Genomic DNA, 18,148 nt, shown 5'->3' with positions numbered 1-18,148 from the left:
CGAGAGCTGCGCCGGCGGGGCGCACTGGGCGGGTACAGTCGCTCGCATGTCCCGGTTCACCCTGAACGATGAGGCGCGCGCGTACCTCGCGGAGAATGCGCGCCGCAATCCTGTCCCCGCCCCGCAGCTCACCCTCGCCGAGGCGCGCGCCGCCGCCGTCGACCTCGCCTGGCGCCAGTCCGCACCGGTCCCCGTCGCCGCGGTCCGCGATACCTTCGCCGTCGGGCCGGCCGGCTACGTCCCGCTGCGCATCCACGACCCGGGGCCGGCCCCGCGGCGGGCCCGCCGGGAGCCGCGGGCACCTCGGGCACGGATGCCGCGGATCCGGCTCCGGCCCCTGCGGAATCGCCCCTGCGCCCCGCGCTCCTCATGCTGCCCGGCGGAGGCTGGGTGACGGGGACCGCGGAGATCGCGGATGTCGCGGCCCGCCGACTCGCCGTCGACGCCGGCGCGGTCGTCGTCACCGTGACCTATGCGAAGGCCCCCGAGCACCCGTTCCCGCTCCCCCTCCTCGACTGCGTCGCGGCCTTCGCCTGGGTCGTCGCGCACGCCGCGGAGCTCGGGGTCGACCCCGCGCGGATCGGGATCATCGGGGACTCCGCGGGCGGGAACCTCGCCGCCGCCACCGCACTCGCCCTGCGCGACACGGCGGAGATCGCCGTGCCGCAGCACCGGGCGGCCGCGGGGGCCGACCCCGCCGTCCCACCCGTCCACCGCTGCACGAGCACCCACCGACCGGCGGCCCTCGTCCTCCTCTATCCCGCCACCGACGCCGCCTGCGACACCGCCTCCTACCGCGACTTCGCCACCGATCACGGGCTCACCGCCGACCGCATGGCCTACTACTGGGACTGCTACACGGACGCGGGATCGCGCTTCCACCCGCTCGCCTCGGTGGGGCGGGCGGAGCTCCACGAGCTCCCGCCCACCGTCGTCGTCACCGCCGGCTGCGACGTGCTCCGCAGCGAGGGCGAAGCGTTCGCCGCCGGCCTCGCCGCGGCGGGGACGCCGTGCGAGCTCTGGGTGTACCCGCACACGGTCCACGGCTTCTTCCACTCCGACGGAGTGCTCCACGACGCGGCGGAACTCCTCGGTCGGCTCGGCCGCACGCTCCCCGCCCTGCTCGGCGACCGCGCATCGCTCTAGGATGAGCCTCATGCCAGCTGCCCCCGTGTCCGACTCGCTCGCGCTCATCGACCTCGCCGGCGCGGAGTTCCGCCTCGTCGACCCCCGCGCCCCGCACCTGCGGGTCGACGACCTCGCCCCGCACCGCGGCGACGGCATCTTCGAGACCGTGCTCGTCACCCGGCTCGCCGGCGCCGACCACGTCCACGCGCGCGAGCTCCACTTCTCCCGGTTCCGCGCCTCGGCCGCGATGCTCGACCTGCCCGCACCGGACCCGACGCTCTGGCACGCCGCGCTCGACGCGGTCATCGCCGACCATCGGGAGCGGCGCGGCGACGACGAGGCGTTCACCGTCCGCTACAGCATGAGCCGCGGCCTGGCCGAGGCCTCGGGCTGGGTGCTGTCGATCCCCCTCGACGCGAAGTACCCCGGGCAGCGCGCGCACGGGATCGACGTCATCACCCTCGACAAGGGATTCCCGGCCTACGTCGGGCAGTCGGCGCCGTGGATGCTCATCGGCGCCAAGACGCTGTCCTATGCGACGAACCAGGCCGCCGCACGCTGGGCGGCGTCCCAGGGCGCCGACGACGTCATCTTCCTCTCCCACGACGGCCGTGTGCTCGAGGGCCCCACCGCGAACGTCGTGATCCGCCGCGGCGGCGAACTCCTCACCCCCGACCCCAAGGCCGGGCTGCTCCACGGCACCACCCAGCAGACGATCTTCGCCCACGCGGCCGAGGCGGGCCTCCTGTGCTCCTACACCGACCTCACCGTCGACGACCTCACCGCCGCCGACGGCGTCTGGCTCACCTCCTCGGCCCGCATCAGCGTGCCGCTCAACACCCTCGACGGGGAGGAGCTGCGGCGCGACCCGGAGCTCTCGGAGCAGATGCTCGCCTGGGTGCTCGGCGGCGGAGACCCGGAGCCGCGCGCCGCACCCGGGCACGCACCCCGGAACCTGCGCACGCACCGCACCGGATCCCGCGCCTTCGGACTAGGCTGGACCCGACACACCCGATACGACTTCTGAGGAGACCACTCGCATGGGCGGAAAGATCGCTTGGCAGATCATCGGCGTCGGCGGTGCGGCACTCGCCGCCATGGCCGCGCGCAAGACCCTCGGCCTGGTCTGGGAGAAGACCACCCACAAGCCGGTGCCGATCAACACGCAGGACGACGAGATCGGGCTCGGCGAGGCACTCGCCTGGACGATCGTCTCCGGCGTCGGCATGGCCGTGGTGCAGCTCGTCGTGCAGCGCGCCGCCGCGACCACCGTGCGCAACAACTGGGGCGAGACCGCCCTGCCCAAGAAGCTCCAGAGCGCCGCGCGCGTGAGCAAGGACGACGAGCGCGGCTGAGCCGCACCGGCAGATGCCCGGGGCGCACGGGCCACCTGCCCGTGCGCTCCGGGCATCCGCTCCGCCGCACCGCCCCGGAGTCCTCCTCCGGCGCAGCTCCGACACCCGGCGCGTCCCGCGCATGTGTCCAGGTCATGGGCGATTCTGATCAATCGTTCAGGCCCCGGTTACAGTATGCTGAGCACTTCAGTAGAATTGCCGCACAACTGTATCCGCGCCCGACTTCCCCTCGGGCCACCTGGGAGGTTCACTCATGCACGCCCTGCAGATCCTCGCGATCATCATCGGCGTCGGCGCGACCATCGTCGGCTGGTCGTTCTTCCTGACCCGGGTCGGGAAGTTCGTCGGCTTCTTCAAGCTCGGTGCCCCGACCGCCGCCGGCGAGCGGACCTCCGAGCCGGGGAAGCGCACCGGAACCCTGATCAAGGAGTTCCTCGGCCACACCCGCATGGCCCGCCTCCCGATCGTCGCGATCGCCCACTGGTTCACGATGATCTCCTTCGGCGTGCTCGTCCTCACGCTCGCCCAGGCCACGATGCAGCTGTTCGACCCGCACGCGGTCCTCCCGCTCATCGGGCACTTCTTCCCGTACGAGTGGATCACCGAGTTCTTCGCCGTCACCGGCCTGCTCGGCATCATCGCGCTCATCATCATCCGGCAGCGGAACCATCCGCGCGACCTCCATCGCAAGTCGCGCTTCTTCGGCTCGAACTTCTGGCAGGCGTACTACGTCGAGTTCACCATCCTCATGGTGGCCCTGTGCATCGCCCTGCTCCGCGGCCTCGAGTACGTGCTCCAGGGCCGCGCCGGCCAGGAGAACCTGCTCCTCCACTTCCCGCTGACCTTCTGGATCGGCGAGCTCTTCTCCGGCCTGTCGACCGGCGCCGTCGAGGCCCTCATCGTCGTCATCGCGCTCATCAAGATCCTCGTCTCCTACGCCTGGATGGTCACCGTCGGCCTCACCCCGACCATGGGTGTCGCCTGGCACCGCTTCCTCGCGTTCTTCAACATCTGGTTCAAGCGCCATGCGGACGGCCGCACCAGCCTCGGTGCCCTGCAGCCCATGCAGAACAAGGGCGAGGCGATCGACCTCGAGGCCATGGAGGACATGGACGAGGACGCCGTGCTCGGCGTCGGCAAGGTCGAGGACTTCACCTGGAAGGGCCTGCTCGACTTCTCGACCTGCACCGAGTGCGGTCGCTGCCAGAGCCAGTGCCCGGCCTGGAACACGGAGAAGCCCCTGAGCCCCAAGCTCATGATGATCAACCTCCGCAACCACGCCGACGCCAAGGCGCCGTGGCTCAAGGCCGCGGAGCAGGCGAAGGCCGAGGCGACGCCCCCGGCCCCGCTGCCCGAGGACGCGGACAAGAAGGCGAAGAAGGCCCACGCCAAGGAGATGGCCGCCTACCAGGGCATCACCGACCCGCACGAGAACCTCGACCTGCTCGGCACCCTGTCCCAGGCCGCCCAGACCGAGGCGGTCCGCCCGCTCGTCGGCGCCCAGGACGTCGAGGAGCTCGCGGAGATGGGCGTCATCGACCCCGATGCCCTGTGGTCGTGCACCACCTGCGGCGCCTGCGTCGAGCAGTGCCCCGTCGACATCGAGCACGTCGACCACTTCGTCGACATGCGTCGCTACCAGGTGCTCATCGAGTCGGCCTTCCCGACCGAGCTGTCCGGCCTGTTCAAGAACCTCGAGAACAAGCAGAACCCGTGGGGGATGTCCCAGCGCAAGCGCATGGAGTGGGCGAAGAACCTCGACTTCGAGATCAAGCAGGTCGGTGCCGACATCGAGGACCTCGGCGAGGTCGAGTACCTGTTCTGGGTCGGCTGCGCAGGCGCCTTCGAGGACCGCGCGATGAAGACCACGCAGGCGATCGCGGAGCTGCTCCACACCGCGGGCGTCGACTTCGCCGTGCTCGGCGACGGCGAGTCCTGCACCGGCGACCCGGCCCGCCGCGCCGGCAACGAGTTCCTCTACCAGATGCTCGCGCAGGCGAACGTCGAGGTGCTCAACGAGATGAAGGCGCGCAAGATCGTCGTGTCGTGCGCGCACTGCTTCAACACGATCGCCAACGAGTACCCGCAGATCGGCGGCAAGTTCGAGGTCGTGCACCACACCCAGCTGCTCAACAAGCTCGTCCGCGAGAAGCGCCTCACCCCGGTCGCCCCGGCCGCCGGTGAGACCGTGAGCACCCCGGTGACCTACCACGACCCGTGCTACCTCGGCCGTCACAACGGCATCTACACCCCGCCGCGCGAGCTCATCGGCTCCCTGCCGGGCCTCGAGTACCGCGAGATGGAGCGCTCCCAGGAGCGGTCGTTCTGCTGCGGCGCCGGCGGTGCGCGGATGTGGATGGAGGAGACCATCGGCTCCCGCATCAACATCAACCGCACGCAGGAGGCCGTGGCCACCGGTGCCGAGCAGATCGCCGTGGGCTGCCCGTTCTGCCGCGTCATGCTGTCCGACGGCCTCACCGCCGAGCAGTCCGAGGGCAACGCATCGGAGGGCGTCGAGGTGCTCGACGTCGCGCAGATGCTGCTCGCCGGCGTGCGCCGGGGCCAGGGCGGACAGGGCGGTCGCACCGACGCCGAGGAGCCCGCTCCCGTCTGATCCGCAGGACCGGGAACGCTCTCACATCACCGGATCCCCCGCACGGCCTGCACCGCTGGCCGGACGGGGGATCCGGTGCGTCCGGGCACGAACGGTGCCGCGGCCCGAGCTCGCGGGAGCGCGGCCCCTGCGACTCGGGGCCTCCTACTCGAAGGGCAGGGTGACGGCGCCGAGGCCGGCGAACTCGGCGCGGACCACCTGGCCGGCGGCCACCGGCACGGCCGCGCACACCGAACCGAGCATGACGACGGAGCCGGCACGCATGACCGTGCCGCGTGCACCGAGCTCGTTCGCGAGCCACACGAGGGCGTTGAGCGGGTTGCCGAGGACCGCACCGCCGGCACCCGAGGCGACGGTGCGGCCGTCGACCTCGAGGACGCAGCCGGTGAGGACCGGATCGAAGTCGTCCCAGCGGATGCGCCGGGTGCCGAACGCCGCGGCTCCGAAGCTCGCGTTGTCGGCCACTGAGTCGACGACGGTGATCCGCCAGTCGGCCACCCGGGAGTCGATGATCTCGAGCGAGGCGAGCGCGTGGTCGATCGCGGCGAGCGCCTGCAGCGCGGTGACGCCGGGCCCGGCGAGATCCTGGCCCAGGACGACGGAGATCTCCGGCTCGATCTTCGGTGCGATGAACCGGCCGGTGTCCACGGGAGCCCCGGACAGCAGCAGTCCGCTGCGGGTGAGCACCCCGAAGTCCGGTTCGCGGACACCGAACTGGTCCTGCATCGCGCGCGAAGTCAGACCGATCTTGTACCCGACGACCGCATAGCCGGATCCCACCCACTCCTCGATCTGGAGACGCTGCACCGCGTAGGCGTCGTCGAGGTCCATGCCGGGGTGGGCCGCGCTCGGCTGCGGGATCGGCGTCCCGGTGCGGTGCGCCTCGGCGAGGGCGGAGGCGAGTGCGGAGCGCTGGGTGTCCTCGAGCATGGTGTCCTCCTGGCGGGCGGCTCCCGGCGGGTCTGTTCCGGCAGGAGCCGGTGGGGGCTGAGGTCAGTCGGCGCCGAGCGCGTCGAGCGCGGCCCGCACCTGGGGGACGGTGAGCTGGCCGGGTGCGGAGATCTCGCCGACGGCGGCGAAGGTGGCCGCGGAGCCGAACTCGCTGCCGACGAGGCGGGTGGCCTTGCCGAGCTCGCCCATGGAGATCGCGACGACCGGGATCGGCAGGGTGGCCTGGGCGCGCTCGCCGACGCTGAGCACCTCGAGCACGTCGGTGCGGTGCTCGGGCATGACGGCGATCTTCGCGACGTCCGCACCGGCCCGGTGCATCTTCGTCATGAGGCTCATGAGGTGCTCGGCCGGAGGGGTGTGCTCGAAGTCGTGGAAGGACGCCAGCACGGACACCCCGGCGTCGTGGGCGCGGCCGATGAGCGACTCGGCGGTGTGCCGCTGGAACTCGATGTCGACTGCGGCGGGGGCGAGCTCGATGAAAGTGCTCACGAGCCCGGCGTAGGCGTCGTCCGTGAGCGGGGCGAAGCCGCCCTCGCCCCGGGTGCGGACGGTGACGAGGACGGGCTGGTCGGCGGCCGCGCGCAGTGCCTCCCAGCCCTCGCGCACGACGCCGCGGATCCCTTCGAGCTCGTGGGTCTCGAGCGGGTGGTCGGCGCCGCGGAGGACGTCGAGGGCGTCGACGCGCCATTCGATGACGTCGACGCCCTCGGCGCACCGGGCCGCCTGCTCGCCGAGCGCGGACGGGGTGGGTGCGGTGAGCGGGACGATGACGGCGGGAAAGGCATCCGCGGGCGCGAAGGGCAAGGGCTTCATGCGTCCCACTGTAGTCCGCCCGCGCGGCGTCTCATCCCTCGAACAGGCGGCTGCCGATGTAGTCGCCGTCCGCGATTCCCGGCGGGATCGCCCACACCGTCGAACCGATCGGGGTGGTCCACTGGTTGAGCAGGTCCATGCCGCCGAGCCGGCGCTGGATGGGGAGGAACTGGCGTCCTATGTCCGCCTGGTACGAGGCGAACATCAGTCCGGCCGTGCTCACCCGGCGGGACCCCGACGGGCCGGTGCCTGCCGTGGAGGCCTCGGGCACCCCGTGGTAGTTGTACACCCGCCGGAAGATCTGCTCCTCCGGCTTCGCCTCGTTCCGGGACCGCGCCACGTGGCTCGCCGGCGAGATCCTCGTGAGCCCGCGGGCGTCCACCGCGGTGAGGTCCGGGACATCGTGCTCGTCCGTGCCGGTGAGCGGCGCGCCGGAGGCGAGGTCCCGGCCGACGGCGAACTCACGTGCCGGCCGGTCCGCCTCGTCCCAGGTCTCCATGTCCATCGCGATGTCGCGCAGCACGAGGGTGGTGCCGCCCTCGCGCAGCCAGGCGGGATGATCCGCGCCGAGGTCGAGAGGCGGCTCGCCGCGGGCGGAGAACACCGGATCCGCCCGGCCGGTGCTCTCTCCCCAGACGAGGCGGGCGAAGTCCTCGGAACCGGGGCCCGGATTGGCGGTCCCGTCGACCTGGCCGAACATGTTGCGCTGCGTGGTGCCGGTCGGATCGGACCCGTAGGCACGGCGGAACGCGGTGCGCGACCAGGCGACCGCGGCGAACGCGCGCGCGTCCTTGAGCAGCATCCGTGCGGCGTGCGCGACGGCGAGCGCATCGTCGCCGCAGATCTGCAGGAGCAGGTCGCCGCGGCTGCGCTCCGGTTCGAGACGGTCGATCGTGAACTCCTCGAGGGGTCGCAGCCAGTCGGGGACGTGGCGGCGGCCGGCGAGCGCGACGAGTCGCTCGCCGAATCCGAACGTCACGGTGAGCCTGGCCGGCTGCGGCGTGAGCTCGGGCTCGGGGTCGGCGAGCGGGGCGCGGCCCTGGGTGAGGGCCGCGGCGTCGTCGGTGAGCAGCCGCAGCATGCTCACCGCTCGGCGCGCGGTCGTCTCCTCCTCGAGATCGAGGCCGATGAAGAGGGCGTGGGCCGGCGGAATCGTCTCGACCCCGGCCTGGTGGCGGGCGTGGAAGGGCTCGAGGCGGGCTCCGTTGAGGCCGGAGGTGTCGGGCAGCGCGGCGGGTGCCGGTGCCGGGTCCCGCGGTGCGAGGAGACCGGCGCCGACCCCGGCGCCGACACCGAAGACCGAGGCGCCGAGGACGTGGCGGCGACGGATGTCCATGGGTTCAGCTCCTGGAGGTGTGTGGTGGTGGATGGGCAGCGCATCGGAGTGGGCAGTGCGCTGGAGTAGGCGGAGATGGTGGGCAGTGCGTCGGGGTGGGTGGAGACGGGACCGGGGCGGAGCCGGCCCAGCACCGGTGAGGAACCGGTCCCAGGAGGAGCGGGTCGAGGTGCTCCGCGGCCCGGGCACCTCGCGCCCGGGCCGCGGTGCACCCTCGGCCGGTCAGTGGCCGTGGTCCTGCACGTACTCCTCCTGGGCGCCGGTGAACTCCTTGGCGACGACCGTCGTCTCGACCTCGCCGCCGTCGGTGAGCAGGGTGATCGTCACCTCGTCGCCGGGGAGGATCGGCTCCTGCAGGTCCATGAGCATGACGTGGTCGCCGCCGGGCTCCAGGGAGAGGGAGCCGCCGGCGGGAACGAGGAACCCGCCCTCCTTCTCCTGCATCATCGTGCTCCCTCCGTCGTCGCTCGCGGTCTCGTGGAGCTCGGCGGATCCGGCGGCCGCGCTCTCGGCCCCGGTGATCCGGAGTTCGGAATCGGTGGGGTTGCGCAGGGTGCCGAAGGCACCGGTCATCCCCTCCTCGGCGGCCTTGACCCAGCCGTCCTCCCAGACGAGGGGCGCTGCGTCGGAGGCCTCGGCAGCGGCATCTCCGGTCTCGGAGCCGCCGGGGTCCGCTGCGGCCCCCGCAGTCGGATCCGCAGCGCCGGATTCGGACGGGCCGGGTGCGGAGCTCCCTGTCGGACCGCAGGCGGCGAGGCCCAAGCTCAGGCCGATCGCGGTCGCGGTGAGGAGCGCTCGGCCGAGCCCTGGAGCGACTGCTCGCGAGGTGGCCCGGGTCGTGGTGGTCGGTGCTGTAGCGGCCAGTGCTGTTCTGGCCGGTGCTGTGGTGGTCGGTGTCTTCACGGTGTGTCCTTCTGGGGGTGATCGGTCGAGCCGCTCGGCACCGGGGACAGGAGTCGGCACCGCCGCGCTCCGCCGTGGTGCCGCGCCGGCAGCCGCAAGGCCGGTCGGCCGGTTGGGCAGACGGGCGGACCGGCGGGAAGGCCGGCGAACCGTCGTCGAGCGCGCGACCAGTTGGGCCGGGGCCATGGGCTGGGCCGGCGATTGCGCCGAATGCTGGACCGACGGTCCATCACGGCCGGCGGGCCGCCGCGGGGGCGGGTCAGCGGGAGCGTGCGTGCACCTCGGCGTCGGAGCGAGCGACCGATCGGTGGATGGGATGAAGCACCCGAGCGGGTGCGCTGTGCCGGACGACGGCGGCGTCAGGCAGGGAGCGCCGACGGGGGCCCCCGGCGGAACTGCGCGCCGAGGACCGCCGTGGAGACCCGCAAGACCAGCGGGGACCGCGGAGTGCGGGGCGCCCGGCGCTGCACGAGCTGGGCACGCGGAGCGAGGAGGAGTGCGAGCGGGGCGAGGAACTCGTCGAACAGTGCGAGCAGCATCCCCTCGCCGTGCCGCAGGAAGGCGACGGTGAGGACGGTGGCGCACAGGTGGGCGAGCAGCATCGCCGAACCGGTCCCGGCGCCCGCCACGTGGGCCGCGTGGGCCGCATGCGTCGTGCTGCCCGCGGTGCCGAGCACGAGCAGCTCCGCACCCGAGTGCATGCTGCGAACCACGATCGGGCCTGCGGAGAACACGGTCATGGTGCCATGGAGGAGCACCTGGCCGAGCGCGACGACGACGGTCAGGGAGAGGACGCCGAGGCGCCGGCGGGCGAGCACCGCCCCCACCCACAGAGTGAGGACGAATGCGACGGCGACGGCGAGCACGGATCCGGCTCCCCCGGCCCCTGCATGGAAGACGAGGGCGGTGAGCGTCGCGCCGGAGGCGGCGGCCAGTGATCGCCGCAGGCGCACGTGCCCGGCCATCCGATCGCCTCCTCCTGGCTGTCGCCGTTCCTGCGGGCCGCGGTGGCGAGCGAACGACAGCGCCACCGGGTCGGCGCCATTCTACCAATCGTAGAAATACCTGCTGCCGACCGGAGGAGCAGGCGCGGATGCCCAGGCGGGGAGCCGGCCTCGCGCCACGGCAGTCGGGGGGCGACTCCCGGGGTCAGAGGCTCAGGATTGTGACCGCGCGGGCCGTTTCCGACCGGCCGGGAGTAACGATCCCGTAACTCCCCACTGGCGATCATCGTCCCAGGTGAGAAGGTCATAAGTGGCCAGATTCGCACCTCGGCCACGGGATGGGACTGCTCGCTGAGACAGTCCTGACGACGCCGGTCGATATGGTCGATGAGTCAGAGGTGGAGCACACCCGAGGTCCCCACGCGCTTCTCGCACCGTCTTCCGCGGTCGTCCGCGACGCCCAGCGCCGCACCGAGCGGCCCCGCAGCCGGCACCGGCGAGCTCGCTCCACTGCACGCACCGACAGGAAGGACTCGTCCTAGTGACAGCTGTCCGCGCCTCCCACGTCTACAAGGTTTTCGGCCGCAACGGGAAAGAGGTCGTCCAGGGCCTCAAGGCCGGTAAGACCCGGGACGAGCTCAAGAGGCTCGGCACCGCGGCCGTCATCGACGCGAGCTTCGAGGTCGAGAAGGGCGAGAGCTTCGTCGTCATGGGCCTCTCCGGCTCCGGCAAGTCGACTCTCATCCGGATGATCAACGGCCTGTGGGCCCCCACCGCCGGCACCGTGGAGGTCGCCGGTCAGGACATCTCACGGATGAGCTCCGGCCAGCTGCGCAAGCTCCGCAGCGACAACATCGCAATGGTGTTCCAACACTTCGCGCTCCTGCCCCACCGCACGGTGCGGGAGAACGCGGCATACGCGCTCGAGATCAAGCAGGTCTCGAAGACGCACCGGCTCGAGCGCGCCGACCACTGGCTCCAGGTCGTCGGGCTCGGCGGCTGGGGCGACAAGTATCCCGGCCAGCTCTCCGGCGGCATGCAGCAGCGCGTCGGCCTGGCGCGCGCGCTCGCCGCGGAGACCGACATCCTCCTCATGGACGAGGCGTTCTCCGCACTCGACCCGCTCATCCGGCGCGAGATGCAGGACCAGCTCGTCGAGCTCCAGTCGACCCTCAACAAGACGATCATCTTCATCACCCACGACCTCAACGAGGCGATGTACCTGGGCGACCGGATCGCGGTCATGCGCGACGGCCGCATCGTGCAGATCGGCACGGCCGAGGACATCCTCACCGACCCGACCGATGAGTACGTCGCGAGCTTCGTCCAGGACGTCGACCGCACCCGTGTGCTCACCGCCTCGTCGATCATGCAGAGGCCGACCGCGGTCATCACCGACACCGCCGGGCCGCGCATGGCGATCCGGATGATGGAGGACGTCAAGACCTCGGGCCTGCTCGTCACCACCCGCGACCGGCGGCTCGTCGGCCAGATCAGCGACCGGGCCGCCGTCAACGCCTCGCGCGAGGGCGCCAAGGACCTCCGCAGCGTCATCACCACGGAGAACGTCCTCACTGTGCGACCCGAGACCCCGATGTCGGAGCTGTTCGCCCAGAGCTCCTCCTCCCCCGTGCCGCTGGCCGTGGTCGACGAACAGGACCGTCTCATCGGCGTCGTCCCGCGCATCGCGCTGCTCAACTCGATGGCGAGCGTCAGCCCGTCGACCGGCGAACTGCCGATCACCCGGCTGTCCGACAGCGACACCGGCCAGCAGGCGGAGGCTGATGAGGTGGTCGCGAGTCGGCCGACCGCCGGCGATCCCGCCGGTGCTTCCGCGGTCGGCGGCGCATCCGCAGTCGACTATGCATCCGACTCCGCCCCAGAGGGCGTCTCGGGCGAGGGGCCGAACGACATCGACGATGCCGGACGACCGGGAGCGGCCTCACCGATCGGCGGCACCGCCCCCTTCGTCTTCACTCCCCCGGAGTCGGCCGGCGCGTCCGCATTCGGCGGCGAGTCTCCCGAAGCGGAGCCCCCGACCGGCCCCGATGCCCCCGCACCCACCGACGAGAAGGGAGTCTGAGCCATGGAGTTCGATTTCTTCAACCCGCGCATCCCGTTCGGTCAGTGGATCGAGAGCTTCATCGATTGGTCCACCGAGACCTTCAGCCTCCTGCTGAGCCTCCTCTCCACCGTGCTCGGCGGTCTCTACGACTTCTTCTTCTGGGCGCTGAGCTCGCCGGTGTACCTCATCATGATCGTCGTCCTCGCCGCACTGGCCTGGCTCGCGAGCGGCTGGAAGCTCGCCGTCTTCACCCTCGTCGGCTTCTATCTGATCCGCGCGCTCGACCAGTGGACCAACTCGATGTCGACGCTCGCTCTCGTCATCGTCGCCGTCCTCATCGCAGTCGCGATCTCGATCCCGCTCGGCATCCTCGCCGCCAAGTCGGACATCGTCTCGACGATCCTCAAGCCGGTCCTCGACTTCATGCAGTCGATGCCGGCACTCGCCTACCTCGTGCCGATCATCGTGATCTTCGGCATCGGCCAGGTCCCGGGAGCGATCGCCACGATCATCTTCGCGCTGCCCCCGGGAGTGCGCCTCACCGAGCTGGCGATCCGCCAGGTCGATCCCGAGGTCGTCGAGGCCGGACAGGCGTTCGGCGCCTCGGACGGGCACATCCTCTCCCGGATCCAGCTGCCCCTGGCGATGCCGACGATCATGGCGGGCATCAATCAGGTGATCATGCTCGCCCTGTCGATGGTCGTCCTCGCCGGCATGGCCGGAGCGCAGGGCCTCGGCGGTGCGGTGATCTCCTCGATCAGCTCGCTCAACATCGCTCTCGGTGTCGAGGCCGGGCTCGCCGTCGTCATCATCGCCGTCTACCTCGACCGTGTCACCGCCGCGCTCGGCAACCGCTCCGCCCTCGAGCGGGCTCGATCCGCGTGACTCGACCCGGGCACGGGCGCCGACCCCGGTGCTCGCTACGCGGCTCTTCAGCCCCATCGCACTGACCATCTTCCGATACCAGCATCCGATCCACCGAGGAGGAACCATGAAACTCACCACGATGTCCAAGGTCGGCGGCGTCCTCGCCGCCTCCGTGCTCGCACTCACCGCCTGCGGCGTCTCGAACGAGGGCGGAAATTCTGGAGGAGGCGGAGACGAGACCGCCGCCGGCGGCGGCTCCGAGGTCGACTGGTCCGACTGCACTCCGGGTGAGGAGTCCGCGGACACCAGCTCGATGGAAGCCGATTCGGACACCGACATCACCATCGGCGCTTTCGACGGCTGGGACGAGTCCTTCGCCGCGGCCCACCTCTACAAGTACCTCCTCGAACAGGACGGCTACACCGCCGACGTCCAGTCGTTCCAGGCCGGGCCGGGCTACACCGGCCTCGCCGAGGGCGACATCGACGTCATCCTCGACGGCTGGCTGCCCCTGACCCACGCCGACTACCTCGAGCAGTACGGCGAGGACATCGAGGCGCACGGGTGCTGGTACGACAACGCCAAGCTCACGCTCGCCGTGAACGAGGACTCGCCGGCCCAGTCGATCGCCGACCTCGCGGAGATGGGCGACGAGTACGGCAACCGGATCGTCGGCATCGAGGCGGGCGCAGGCCTGACGAAGACCACCGAGGAGTCCGCCATCCCGACGTACGGCCTCGAGGACTACGAGTTCATCGTGTCGTCGACCCCGGCGATGCTCTCGGAGCTCAAGAAGGCGACCGACAGCGGTGACAACATCCTCGTCACCCTGTGGCGTCCGCACTGGGCCTACGACGCCTTCCCGGTCCGTGACCTCGAAGATCCCGAGGGTGCGATGGGCGAGGCCGAGCTCATCTACAACTTCACCCGCTCCGGATTCAGCGACGACCACCCGAAGGCCGGTCAGCTGCTGAAGAACCTCGTCATCGACGACGAAGCCCTCTCCAGCCTCGAGAACGTCATGTTCTCCGAGGAGAACTACAACGGTGAGGACCTCGACGGTGCCGTGGAGGAGTGGGCCGGCGACAACGCCGAGTTCTTCGAGAACTGGAAGTCGGGCTCGATGGCCGGCTGATCCCGACCCGACCGACGAGGAACGGCCCTGCAGCGTCACGCTGCAGGGCCGTTCCGTGTGCAGGGCCGTTCCGACAGCTGCTCTCCACAGCATCCGGTGGATGAATCCTGCCGCGCGAAACTCTGTTCGAATATACCCTTGCACTGTTCGATTCCATCGGCTAGCATGGTCGTATGATTCGAACACATTATTCATTCGATGACGATTGGATCGGAATGCGTAGAGGAAGCGACGGCGATGCTCACTGTGCATGAGCCCACGGGCTACCGCAGCCGCCACACGCGTCCTTCACCGGCGCTGGTCTCCGAATCGGACCTCAGCGCGATCACCGCAGGCTTTCCCGAGGTCCTCGAATCGATCACCGCCATCACCCGCCTCGCGGCCGACATCCGGGCGCACGCCCGCAGCCTCAGCGCGTCGGACATGCTCGCCGGTCTGCGTGGGATCGAGGACCTGCGTCGCCGCCTCGATGGCCTGTCGGCCGAACTCACCGCCCAGTTCTCCCGTGAATCCGATACCGCTGCCTATGGCGCGCGCAGCACTCGCTCGCTGCTGCGGGAGAAGCTGCGCATCTCCGGCGGGGAGGCGCAGAGGCGGCTGCGACTGTCGGAGGCAGTCGGTTCGCGTACGAGCCTGACCGGGGAGAGCATGGAACCGGAGATGCCCGCACTCGCCGAAGGCATCCACTCCGGCACCTTCTCCGCCTGCCAGGTCACCGGTGCCGCCCGGGTCGCACACGAACTGCCGTCGACGGTGTGGGAAGCCGAAGCTCCGACGATCGACCGGCTGTTCGCCGAGAACCTCAACACGGTGCAGGTCGCCGACATCCCCACCCTCAACCGACGGGTGCTCGATCGCCTCGATCCGGATGGGGAGATGCCGAGCGAGCGCACGCACCCCGACCGCTACCACGTGACGCTGTCCTCGCGGAAGAACGGCGACTGGTCGCTCACCGGACTGCTCACTCCCGCGACCGGCACCGCCCTGCACGCACTGCTCACCGACCGGTCCGCCGACCGCGCGGACCAGCGCTCAGGGGATCCGCGATCAGGCACGCCAGGATCGATTGACGCGGGCTCCTGCGAAACCTCACCCCCGAGCGGTGGTGACGGAGCCTCACCCCCGAGCGGTGGTGACGGAACGACCGCAGACATCCCTCCGCGCACAGCAGAAGCAGCAGATTCACCCGCCGGATGGAGCTTCCTCACTCCATCGGCCACGGGTGTCACGCGGGACGGAGAGCCGGCCCATCATCATGTGGAGCCTGATCGCCGCCCCGACGGCGTCCGCCGGCACGAGCGCTTCTCACAGCTCATGACCTCCGTCGCCCGTGATCGCACGCAGCACGGCCCCGGGTTCGCTCTCATCGTCAGCGCGACAGCAGAGCAGATGGCCCGGGGCCGCGGAGAGGTCGAGACCCAGGCCGGGACCCCGATCCGGCTCGAGGATCTGCTCGCGCTGTCAGCCGGCGGTCAATTCTTCTACCACTCGACCAAGCCGGGCACCGAGAAGGTCGAGATGCGCACCGAGAACCGCTTCGCGAACAAGAAGCAGATGGTCTGCCTCACCGCACGCGACCACGGGTGCACCTTCCCCGACTGCGACATGCCCGCCGGCTGGTGCGACGCCCACCACATCGTTCCCCACGCCCGCGGAGGGCCGACCGACACCGAGAACCTCACCCTCGTCTGCGCCTTCCACCACCACCAGCACGAGCGATGGGGCTGGGAGGCCGTGATGATCGACGGGCTGCCCGCCTGGCGCCCGCCGGGATATCTCGATGCCTTCCGCGAACCGGTCTTCCACTCCCGCTTCCGCGCTCGGCTCCTCGAGCTCCCCGCCGCACTCGTCAGCACCCCGTCCGGAGCGAACGGCAGAGAGGAAGCACGCCGACGATCATGGGACGACGATGTGCCGCCGTTCTGAGAGCGTGGGGTCGCTCAGCTCTGTGCGCGTGCGGTCCCTCAGATCTGAGAGCGGGTGTCACTCAGTCCTGAGCGCGTGCGGTCGCTCAAAGCGCGGGCCGGTCGCTCAAGGAGACAGAGCGTCACATCCGCAGCCAGACGTCGGCGACGTCCTTGATCATCGCGCCGGACTCCTCGGCGTCGGAGAGCCACTCGACCGGCGTACCGGAAAGATCGCGGGTGCCATCGGCGAGGACGATCACATCGAAGTTGCACGCCAGCGCCGCCATCGCGGTGTGACGGATGGCCTCCTGGACGTCGACGCCGCCGATGATGATCCGGTCGACCGCGAGGTCATGGAGACCCGCCGCCAGATCATCGACACCGTCGAATGCATCGGCGGACTCCGACACCAGGCCCAGGTCGTCCCCGACCTCGAACACCGACTCCGGCAGCTCCGGGGCGCCCGGCGCCACGGGTGCCGACACGAACACCACGACCCCGCCGGTGGCCCGTGCACGGGAGATCAGATCAGCGATGACCTCGGTGATGCCCGTCGCCTCCGCGCGCGTCTCCTCCGTGTTCATCACCATGAGTGCGTCCATGGGATTAGCATGCCATAGTGAGGCATCACCCGATCGGCGCGGACATTCGGCCCCATCCCGGGGCGGCGGACACGCGGATCCACGCTCGACCGAGCGGCACACGAGGAGGCACAGGATGTCCGACCCGAGCGACGAGGCGCCTCCCGGTCCCGGCGGAATGCCGGGCGGCTCCGCGCCGGGTGAGCCACCTCGACGCCCCGACACCGCCTCGACCTCCGGCACCTTCGTCCTCTACACCGACGGCGAGGACTCGACTCACCTCTCCACGATCACCGAGGCCGCCGATGCGCTCGCCGCGGCACCCACCAACCCCGACGCCCCGCCGTTCCTGTGGATCGACATGCTCCGACCCACCGACGCCGAGCTCGCCGAGCTCGCCGCACGCTTCGACCTCCACCCGCTGGCCGTCGAGGACGCCGTGGAAGCCCATCAGCGCCCCAAGTACGAGCGCTACGGCTCCACCGACTTCATGGTCCTGCGCCCGGCGGCGCCTCGGCCCGGACGCCGCCCTGCGCACTCCCCCGTGAACCGGTTCACCGAGGCGCCCGCTGTCGACTCCGGCCCCGCCGAGCCCCGGTCGTCAGCCGCCCTGACGACCGCGCACGCCGCCCCGCGGGCCCCGCACACCCCGGAGGCCGCGGAAGCCGACGCCGCAGGGCTCGACCGCACAGCCCCGGAGGAGGCCGAGATCACCGAGGTCGTGATCGGCGAGCTCCACATCTTCCTCGGCACCGACTTCATCATCGTCGTCCGGCACACTCCCGCCTTCGACATCGACGCCGTGAGGACCGTGTTCGAGGACGACCCGCGCTTCCTCGACCACGCCCAGTTCTCCGCGCTCTACCGGATCATGGACCGGGTGGTCGACGACTACGACCCTCTGCTCATCTCTCTCGAGGATCGCGCGGACGGTCTCGAGGAGCAGCTCTTCGGCACCGGCCCCATCCCCTCTCAGCAGGTGTACCAGCTGTCCCGCGAGCTCATCGAGCTCGAGCGCGCGGTGAGTCCCCTGTCCCCGCTCATGTCCGCCGTCTCCACCGTCCTCGAGCAGCACACCGCTCCTCCGGACCTCGCCCGCGGGCTGCGCGACGTCGCCGACCACGTCCACAGCGCCACCGAGCGCATCGAGCGGCTCCGCCAGCTCCTCCGGGAGATCTTCACGGTCAACTCGACCCTGATCTCCGAGCGCCAGAACGAGGACATGCGCCGCATGAACGAGCTCTCGATCACCCAGAACGAGCACATGAAGAAGATCTCGGCGTGGGCCGGCATCCTCTTTTTCCCGTCCCTCGTCGCCGGCGTCTACGGCATGAACTTCCAGCACATGCCGGAGCTCCACTGGCTCATGGGATACCCGTTCTCGCTCGCGATCATGGTGGCCGGCTGCGCGATCTTCTATGTCATCTTCAAACGCGTCGACTGGCTCTGAGCACCGGCCCGCCCGTCGACGACTGCCGCGCGACGGCGCGGACCTTCCGGCGGCGCTAACCTAGCGGCGACGCTAACCTACCGACGACGCCGTGCGCCC

General features: G+C 70.6%; 16 protein-coding genes. 10 read left to right on the top strand and 6 right to left on the bottom strand.

Features of this window, described 5'->3' with window-relative positions; all coding sequences use genetic code 11:
- Window positions 1–46: 46 nt before the first annotated feature.
- From FDF13_RS04640 to FDF13_RS04620, 5 genes are all read left to right on the top strand, one after another.
- Window positions 47–394: a hypothetical protein gene (locus FDF13_RS04640; protein ID WP_137318638.1), complete on the top strand. Its 348-nt coding sequence runs from the start codon at window positions 47–49 to the stop codon at window positions 392–394.
- Window positions 391–1,146 (top strand): alpha/beta hydrolase fold domain-containing protein, encoded by a 756-nt coding sequence (locus tag FDF13_RS04635; RefSeq protein ID WP_175406859.1) that lies wholly within the window; start codon window positions 391–393, stop codon window positions 1,144–1,146. Before FDF13_RS04640 ends, FDF13_RS04635 begins: the two co-directional genes overlap by 4 nt.
- A gap of 10 nt (window positions 1,147–1,156) precedes the next feature.
- Window positions 1,157–2,155 (top strand): aminodeoxychorismate lyase, encoded by a 999-nt coding sequence (locus tag FDF13_RS04630; protein ID WP_254668907.1) that lies wholly within the window; start codon window positions 1,157–1,159, stop codon window positions 2,153–2,155.
- Window positions 2,156–2,168: 13 nt separating this feature from the next.
- Window positions 2,169–2,483, top strand: a complete 315-nt coding sequence (locus FDF13_RS04625; protein WP_137318636.1) for a DUF4235 domain-containing protein — start codon at window positions 2,169–2,171, stop codon at window positions 2,481–2,483.
- A gap of 253 nt (window positions 2,484–2,736) precedes the next feature.
- Entirely contained in the window at window positions 2,737–5,097 is a 2,361-nt protein-coding gene (locus FDF13_RS04620; protein ID WP_137318635.1) for a (Fe-S)-binding protein, read from the top strand.
- Between the two features lie 144 nt (window positions 5,098–5,241).
- Here FDF13_RS04620 and FDF13_RS04615 read toward each other — a convergent pair whose 3' ends face one another.
- The 5 genes from FDF13_RS04615 to FDF13_RS04595 form a co-directional block, all read right to left on the bottom strand.
- Window positions 5,242–6,027 (bottom strand): 2-keto-4-pentenoate hydratase, encoded by a 786-nt coding sequence (locus FDF13_RS04615; RefSeq protein WP_137318634.1) that lies wholly within the window; start codon window positions 6,025–6,027, stop codon window positions 5,242–5,244.
- Between the two features lie 63 nt (window positions 6,028–6,090).
- Window positions 6,091–6,861, bottom strand: a complete 771-nt coding sequence (gene aroD / locus FDF13_RS04610; protein WP_137318633.1) for a type I 3-dehydroquinate dehydratase — start codon at window positions 6,859–6,861, stop codon at window positions 6,091–6,093.
- Between the two features lie 31 nt (window positions 6,862–6,892).
- A complete protein-coding gene (locus FDF13_RS04605) occupies window positions 6,893–8,197 on the bottom strand; it encodes a Dyp-type peroxidase (protein WP_137318632.1) in 1,305 nt (434 codons plus the stop codon).
- Window positions 8,198–8,419: 222 nt separating this feature from the next.
- On the bottom strand, window positions 8,420–9,100 hold the full coding sequence (locus FDF13_RS04600; protein ID WP_217494901.1) for a copper chaperone PCu(A)C: 681 nt from the start codon (window positions 9,098–9,100) through the stop codon (window positions 8,420–8,422).
- Window positions 9,101–9,459: 359 nt separating this feature from the next.
- A complete protein-coding gene (locus tag FDF13_RS04595) occupies window positions 9,460–10,065 on the bottom strand; it encodes a hypothetical protein (protein ID WP_137318630.1) in 606 nt (201 codons plus the stop codon).
- Between the two features lie 520 nt (window positions 10,066–10,585).
- Between FDF13_RS04595 and FDF13_RS04590 the strand changes: the two genes are divergently transcribed.
- From FDF13_RS04590 to FDF13_RS04575, 4 genes are all read left to right on the top strand, one after another.
- Window positions 10,586–12,127 (top strand): glycine betaine/L-proline ABC transporter ATP-binding protein, encoded by a 1,542-nt coding sequence (locus FDF13_RS04590; RefSeq protein WP_137318629.1) that lies wholly within the window; start codon window positions 10,586–10,588, stop codon window positions 12,125–12,127.
- A 3-nt stretch (window positions 12,128–12,130) separates the two neighbouring features.
- Complete coding sequence (locus FDF13_RS04585; RefSeq protein WP_137318628.1) at window positions 12,131–12,994, top strand: proline/glycine betaine ABC transporter permease; 864 nt, start codon at window positions 12,131–12,133, stop codon at window positions 12,992–12,994.
- Between the two features lie 106 nt (window positions 12,995–13,100).
- The gene (locus tag FDF13_RS04580; protein ID WP_137318627.1) at window positions 13,101–14,111 is read left to right on the top strand and encodes a glycine betaine ABC transporter substrate-binding protein; all 1,011 of its coding nucleotides are present in this window, start codon (window positions 13,101–13,103) and stop codon (window positions 14,109–14,111) included.
- 237 nt (window positions 14,112–14,348) lie between these two features.
- The gene (locus FDF13_RS04575; RefSeq protein WP_175406858.1) at window positions 14,349–16,037 is read left to right on the top strand and encodes an HNH endonuclease signature motif containing protein; all 1,689 of its coding nucleotides are present in this window, start codon (window positions 14,349–14,351) and stop codon (window positions 16,035–16,037) included.
- Window positions 16,038–16,158: 121 nt separating this feature from the next.
- Here FDF13_RS04575 and FDF13_RS04570 read toward each other — a convergent pair whose 3' ends face one another.
- Window positions 16,159–16,620 (bottom strand): isochorismatase family protein, encoded by a 462-nt coding sequence (locus tag FDF13_RS04570; protein ID WP_137318625.1) that lies wholly within the window; start codon window positions 16,618–16,620, stop codon window positions 16,159–16,161.
- Between the two features lie 115 nt (window positions 16,621–16,735).
- On the opposite strand from FDF13_RS04570, the gene FDF13_RS04565 reads away from it, so the two are divergent.
- On the top strand, window positions 16,736–18,049 hold the full coding sequence (locus tag FDF13_RS04565; RefSeq protein ID WP_137318624.1) for a magnesium and cobalt transport protein CorA: 1,314 nt from the start codon (window positions 16,736–16,738) through the stop codon (window positions 18,047–18,049).
- Window positions 18,050–18,148 lie beyond the last annotated feature (99 nt).

It is taken from the genome of Brevibacterium sp. CS2 (assembly GCF_005280295.1).
In the GTDB taxonomy this organism is placed as follows: domain Bacteria; phylum Actinomycetota; class Actinomycetes; order Actinomycetales; family Brevibacteriaceae; genus Brevibacterium; species Brevibacterium pityocampae.
The sequence above is the reverse complement of the archived record's forward strand: the minus strand, read 5'-3'. Positions and strand labels throughout refer to the sequence as shown.